Origin of the sequence: Lentibacillus sp. (assembly GCF_035301925.1) — a bacterium.
In the GTDB taxonomy this organism is placed as follows: Bacteria; Bacillota; Bacilli; order Bacillales; family Amphibacillaceae; genus Lentibacillus.
In genome coordinates this window covers 1-6,467 of record NZ_DATGTI010000051.1, presented here as the reverse complement: position 1 = coordinate 6,467, position 6,467 = coordinate 1, and the positions used below count along the sequence as shown (strand labels likewise).

General features: G+C 44.5%; 6 protein-coding genes. All 6 read left to right on the top strand.

Annotation, left to right across the window (positions count from 1 at the left end; all coding sequences use genetic code 11):
* The first annotated feature begins 71 nt into the window (after positions 1-71).
* The gene (locus tag VK080_RS04645; protein ID WP_324223602.1) at positions 72-836 is read left to right on the top strand and encodes a tyrosine-protein phosphatase; all 765 of its coding nucleotides are present in this window, start codon (positions 72-74) and stop codon (positions 834-836) included.
* A gap of 566 nt (positions 837-1,402) precedes the next feature.
* A complete protein-coding gene (locus VK080_RS04640; RefSeq protein WP_324223601.1) occupies positions 1,403-2,062 on the top strand; it encodes a response regulator transcription factor in 660 nt (219 codons plus the stop codon).
* Between the two features lie 300 nt (positions 2,063-2,362).
* Positions 2,363-4,195, top strand: coding sequence for a nucleoside-diphosphate sugar epimerase/dehydratase (locus VK080_RS04635; protein ID WP_324223600.1), 1,833 nt, complete (start codon positions 2,363-2,365; stop codon positions 4,193-4,195).
* Positions 4,196-4,362: 167 nt separating this feature from the next.
* Positions 4,363-5,244 (top strand): UTP--glucose-1-phosphate uridylyltransferase GalU, encoded by an 882-nt coding sequence (galU, locus tag VK080_RS04630; protein WP_324223599.1) that lies wholly within the window; start codon positions 4,363-4,365, stop codon positions 5,242-5,244.
* Positions 5,245-5,414: 170 nt separating this feature from the next.
* Positions 5,415-6,050: a sugar transferase gene (locus tag VK080_RS04625; protein WP_324223598.1), complete on the top strand. Its 636-nt coding sequence runs from the start codon at positions 5,415-5,417 to the stop codon at positions 6,048-6,050.
* Positions 6,047-6,467 (top strand): NAD-dependent epimerase/dehydratase family protein (locus VK080_RS04620; RefSeq protein WP_324223597.1); only part of this gene is annotated, 421 nt, incomplete at its 3' end. The genes VK080_RS04625 and VK080_RS04620, both read left to right, overlap by 4 nt.

The window sequence follows — 6,467 nt, the reverse complement described above, 5'->3', positions numbered from 1 at the left end:
ATTGTCATGAAATCTCGGAATCTGTTATAATATACCTATTAATCAATAGCTTCATATAGGACGTGACGAACGTGATCGATATACATTGTCATATTTTACCGGGGATTGATGATGGTGCCCAAACGATGACGGACAGCCTGGCGATGGCACAGGCGGCCGCACAGCAAGGAATCCATACCATTGTGGCCACACCGCATCACCGGAATGAAAAATATCATAACCTGAAAAGCGATATTATCAGCTATACGCATGATCTGAACGAGCGTTTGAAAGAAGAAGATATTCCTGTTACCATCCTTCCCGGGCAGGAAACGCGGATCAATGGGGATATGATAGACGACATCGATAACGACGAACTGGCATCATTGAATCATACCAAATATCTGTTTGTCGAGTTTCCGTCCAATCATGTACCACGGTATGCCAAACAAATGTTGTTCGATATTCAGGTTGCCGGTTATGTACCTGTGATTGTGCATCCCGAGCGGAATTCAGCGATCATACAGCATCCGTCCATCCTCCATGAATTTGTGCAAAAAGGCGCACTGACACAGGTGACAGCTGCAAGCCTTGCGGGGAAGTTCAGTAAAAACATCCAAAAATTCTCCCACCAACTTGTAGAGGCCAATTTGACACATTTTCTGGCATCTGATGCGCATAATACGACGACACGGAGCTTTGTGATGGATGAGGCATTCCAGGAACTGAGTGAACAGCATGGAAACGAAATGACCTATCTGTTTATGGAAAATGCACAGTTATTGATTGATGGGCAAAACGTTAATAAAGACGAGCCGCAATTGATCAAAAAGAAAAAGTTCCTTGGCTTATTTTAAACCTGGAATGCTAGATATAGAAGATGTTCTTTATCTAGCATTTTTGTTGTTGATTTATCCCATCTTAACGGGCAGTCTGTCCTGGTTTATAGAATCGTGAAACTTGAAAGTTATAATTGGGGCTGACTGTCTGTAAAGGTTCGATTCGTTCGGGCCTGCACAATAAAGGTCACAAAGGCTTTCCAACCAACAGGACAAGGAAAGCTGGGGTAACGCTACATCGCATAAAAAGCATTTTCAATGCTCGGGGACATTGCGATTTTAGATTGTGTTCCTTTTTATCAGTAAGTGAATGCATCATTCTGAATGATCAGGTGTACATATTTCTGTATAGGCCATACTGTATACTGGATATATCGATAAAGCGAAACTTCATTCAACAGAGCGCTTTTCTCTGTTGAAACAAAGGAACAAAGGCTAAAAACGCAACATCGTGTTGCAACGCCTTTGTGACCTGCATCGTGCAGGCCCAAGCAGAATCGGGGATTTATTGGACAGTTAGCCGCCGTACTGTCGCGGGTTACTGTGCATTAGATGCGGGAAAAATGGCAAAGGGGTTTTACGCGTTGATAAAGCTTTTGCTGGTGGAAGATCAGCGTCTGTTCCTGGAGGGTGTCAAGAAGCTGATTGAAACACAGGAGGATATGGAGGTTATCGGCACCGCCTCAAATGGGGATGCGGCACTGGAACTGGTCAGAGAACAACAGCCTGATATCGTGCTGATGGACATTCATATGCCTGAATTGGATGGGATCAAAGCAACAGCCCGGATTAAAGAGGAATTTTCTTCGGTCAAAGTCATCATGCTAACAACCCATATTGATGAAGATCGGGCCATCAGAGGCATCAGTGTCGGGGCGGATGGCTTCCTGGTAAAAGAATTGTATTCGGATACACTATACCAGGCAATACGGGATGCCTACCGCGGGCAAGTTGTGATCTCGGGTGATGTTGCCTCGATTTTGGCAAGGCGCATCCGCGAACTGTCGATGGATAAAAGCGCCATTCTCGGCGTACGGCTTGAAAACCGGGGCATTCATCTGACAAAACGGGAACAGGAAATAGCTTATCTGTTCATGGAGCGCCATACGAATAAACATATCGCCGATAAGATTCATCTCGGTGAAGGGACGATTAAAAATTATATCAGCGAAATTTATCAAAAACTAGGGATCCACAATCGGGAACAGGCCAGGTCTTATCTGCAAAAAATTTACAGGAATTAGGAAAACGTGACTTTTTTCTTGTGATATCACTAAAAATATGACTGTGACTTTAGTACGATTTTATATGTGGCATTTGAAATTTTAAACTGTTGGATGTCATTTTCGCATCGAACTTGGATGGATCACCGATTTCATTGAATCTGACTTCCGCCTCTTATCTCTGGAAAGACGAGGCTGGGCTTTCCGGGGAGTTATCATCTTACAACAAATTTAATAGATTTTTAACATCTCGTTAATATTCTTGTGTTACCTTTGAGTGACAGAGAACGACACCATAGCTTCAGAAAGGGGTGACATACATTGACATATCGAACACGCCTGATGCTGCTCGTACTGCTCGACTCCATCATTGTCAGCACTGCAATCTTTGTCGCATCATGGGTCGTCTATCCATCGACACCTATATTCCAACTCGACGCCATCATCATAAGCGCAATTGCACTTTTATTATTTCATCATTTATTTGCAGCGTTTTACAAGTTATACAATAAGGTCTGGGCCTATGCGAGCGTCGGTGAACTGATGGCAATTGTCAAAGCTATCACACTATCGATTATAGCGGCAGGCATCGTGCAATATTTAGTCAATGATTTTTCCATTTACAGCCGTGCATTGCTCGTCACATGGTTATTACATATTATTCTGATCGGTGGGTCACGTTTCGTCTGGCGAGTTTTCCGCGACCGTTACATCACCAGTGATCAAGGGAAAAAACGCACGCTCATCGTCGGTGCCGGTTCTGCCGGTTCGATGATTGTCCGGCAACTGCACAATAGCCATGCTGGTGATAATGACTTGCTGCCGGTTGCATTCGTGGATGATGACTTAACCAAGCAGCGCATGGAAATTTACGGCGTTCCCGTGCTCGGACGTATGAAAGATATTCCGACGCTTGTGGCGAATCACCAGATCGACCATGTCGTGATTGCCATCCCATCCTTAGCTAATGGCGAACTGAATGCCATCGTCGAATACTGCAATCAGACAAACGCCAAAGTGCAGATGATCCCGAAAATCGAGGATCTCATGACCGGCAAAGTCTCGGTCAGCCATCTGAAAAATGTCGAAGTGGAAGACTTGCTCGGACGCGAACCGGTTAAACTGGACATTGATTCAATATCGGAATACGTCACCGGCCAAACCGTCATGGTCACTGGTGCCGGCGGGTCCATCGGCTCGGAATTGTGTAGCCAACTGATGAATTTTACACCAGGCCGGATTCTTTTGGTCGGACACGGTGAATTCAGCATTTATCAAATTGATATGGAACTCAAGGAAAAATACGGTGACAGCACCATCGAGATCATTCCGGTGATCGCGGATGTGCAGGACCGTGACCGGATGTTTGAGATTGTCAAAACGTACAAGCCGGCGATTATCTATCACGCCGCCGCCCATAAACACGTGCCGCTCATGGAGTACAACCCGCATGAAGCGGTGAAAAACAACGTGATCGGCACGAAAAATGTCGCCGAAGCAGCCGATACATTCGGTGCCGGAAAATTTGTGCTCGTCTCAACGGACAAAGCCGTTCGACCAACGAATGTGATGGGCGCCACCAAACGGCTTGCGGAAATGGTCATTCAGAATCTGGCCAAACGCAGCAAAACCAAATTCGTCGCCGTCCGGTTCGGCAACGTTCTTGGCAGCCGCGGCAGTGTCATTCCACTGTTCAAAAAACAAATCGAGCGCGGCGGTCCGGTCACCGTCACCGATCCGGAAATGACGCGCTATTTCATGACGATACCGGAAGCATCCCGGCTCGTCATCCAGGCTGGGACACTTGCTAAAGGCGGTGAAATATTCGTCCTTGATATGGGCGAACCGGTGAAAATTGTCGATCTCGCCCGTAATCTTATTAAACTATCAGGCTACTCCGTGGACGAGATTGGCATTGAATTCAGCGGCATCCGTCCGGGCGAGAAGATGTATGAAGAACTGCTCAGTGACGAAGAAGTCCATCCCGGCGAAGTGTATGAGAAAATTTATGTCGGGCGAACCGTGGAAGTGGACACATCACGCATTACAAACATGATTAATGAGCTCCCAACCACAAGTCCAGAGCAGCTGAAGGATGCGATCATGAACATTGTTTATAGTGAAAAAGAATTGTTGACCGCTAAAGGGTCTTAAAAGGGAATGAAAAGGGCGACAGGTACTTGCCGGTATATCTATTCAAAGTGTACAGGCAACTATAACGTTCGGCTCTTGTTAAACGATAGCAATGTCCGGCAAGTGCCTGTCACCCGGAGCACGACCGCAAAAAGTTCTTAAAACCGAAACCTTGAGGGGGAAATACGATGACAACTGTTAAAAAAGCGATCATTCCGGCAGCGGGACTTGGAACACGCTTCCTGCCGGTCACGAAAGCGATGCCGAAAGAAATGCTACCAATCGTTGATAAACCAACGATTCAATACATCGTGGAAGAAGCTGTCGATTCCGGTATTGAAGACATTATTATTGTCACCGGTAAACATAAACGCGCGATTGAAGATCATTTCGACAACAACTTTGAGCTGGAACAAAACTTAATGAAAAAAGAGAAATTCGACCTGTTGGAAAAAGTGAACCAAACGTCCAATGTTGATATTCATTACATCCGGCAAAAAGAGCAGCTAGGCCTCGGCCATGCCGTTTGGTGCGCCCGCAAATTTATCGGTGACGATCCATTCGCCGTCTTGCTCGGGGATGATATCGTTGAATCCGAAACACCTGGCTTGAAACAACTGATCGAGCAGTTTGAAGAAACTGAGCGTTCCGTTGTCGGCGTCCAGCAAGTGTCACACGAAGAAACAAATCGCTATGGCATTGTCGATCCAAGTACGATTGAAGGCCGGCGCTATAAAGTCGATCACTTTGTCGAAAAACCAGCACAAGGTGAAGCACCATCAAACTTGGCGATTATGGGCCGCTATATACTGACACCGGAAATCTTCAAGCATCTCGATAAACACGAAATCGGTGCCGGCGGCGAAATCCAACTGACTGATGCCATTCAAATGCTGAACCAGGAGCAGGACGTCTATGCCTATGACTTTGAAGGTACGCGTTATGACGTTGGAGAAAAATTAGGCTTTATTCAAACAACATTGGAATTTGCCATGAAAGATGACGAGATTGGCAAAGACGTGACAGCACTGGTTGAAAAATTGGCTTCTGAGCAACGTGTGAAGAATTAAAGGTATTGCAATGGACTATATGGCAGGTGTCGGGCTTAGACGGCTTGACACGTTGCCATACATTCTATTTATCCATCTGTTATTGTGTTTAGTGGTTTAGTAGTTGGTTGGATGGTTAATTAGAATGCAGTCAAGTGCTAACCCACCTAACCATCAGGGAGCGTTATAATATGTATTTAAAAGTGAAACGTTTAATTGATATTACACTGTCATTCATTGGGCTAGTTGTGTTATCACCTTTATTCCTGATTCTTGTGATTGGCATCAAGCTGGATTCCAAGGGACCGGTATTATTCAAGCAAAAACGGGTCGGCATTAACAAAACGCATTTCAATCTATTAAAATTCCGGACAATGCGGATTGATACACCAAAGGACACGCCGACCCATTTACTGAAAGATCCGGACCAGTATATAACTAAAATGGGTAAATTTTTGAGAAAAACATCGCTTGATGAACTGCCGCAAATCTTTAATATCCTTGACGGCAGCATGAGCATTATTGGTCCCCGCCCGGCATTGTGGAATCAATATGACTTAATCGCTGAAAGGGACAAATACAGGGTTAATGATGTTCTGCCAGGTTTAACCGGATGGGCACAAATAAAAGGCCGCGATGAGCTTCCAATTGATGTGAAAGCCCAGCTTGATGGTGAGTATGTACAAAATATCGGGCTTAAGTTCGATATAAAATGTTTTTTTGGCACATTTATCAGTGTCATCAAAAGTGACGGGGTTGTGGAAGGTGGAACAGGCGCACAAACTAAAGAAGAGGCTGCAAGTGAGAAGGAGACTGTATCAAAGTGAAACGGATATTGATTACAGGCAAAAACAGTTATATTGGGAACAGTCTGGAAGCGTGGCTGAAGAAAGATCCTGATAACTATTCAATTGATAAAATCAGTTTGAGAGATGATGGTTGGAAGGAAAAAGATTTTTCCGCTTATGATACAGTTGTCCACGTTGCAGGGATAGCGCATAGAAAAGAAACAAGGGATAATCAGCAGTTATATTATAAGGTAAACAGGGACTTAGCCTATGAAGTAGCACAAAAAGCACAAAAAGAAAATGTCAAACAGTTTATCTTTTTTAGTTCAATGAGTGTTTATGGATTAGAAGAGGGCGTTATTGATGAAAATACGCCATTAAATCCTACTACTCATTATGGTAAGTCTAAGCTTCAAGCAGAAGAAAAAATTAACGAATTAAATAATAATAGCTTTA

Bases quoted from the DNA above. Each gene is read 5' to 3' on its own strand.
- galU (WP_324223599.1), top strand. From the start codon at position 4,363: ATGACAACTGTTAAAAAAGCGATCATTCCGGCAGCGGGACTTGGAACA.
- VK080_RS04625 (WP_324223598.1), top strand. From the start codon at position 5,415: ATGTATTTAAAAGTGAAACGTTTAATTGATATTACACTGTCATTCATT.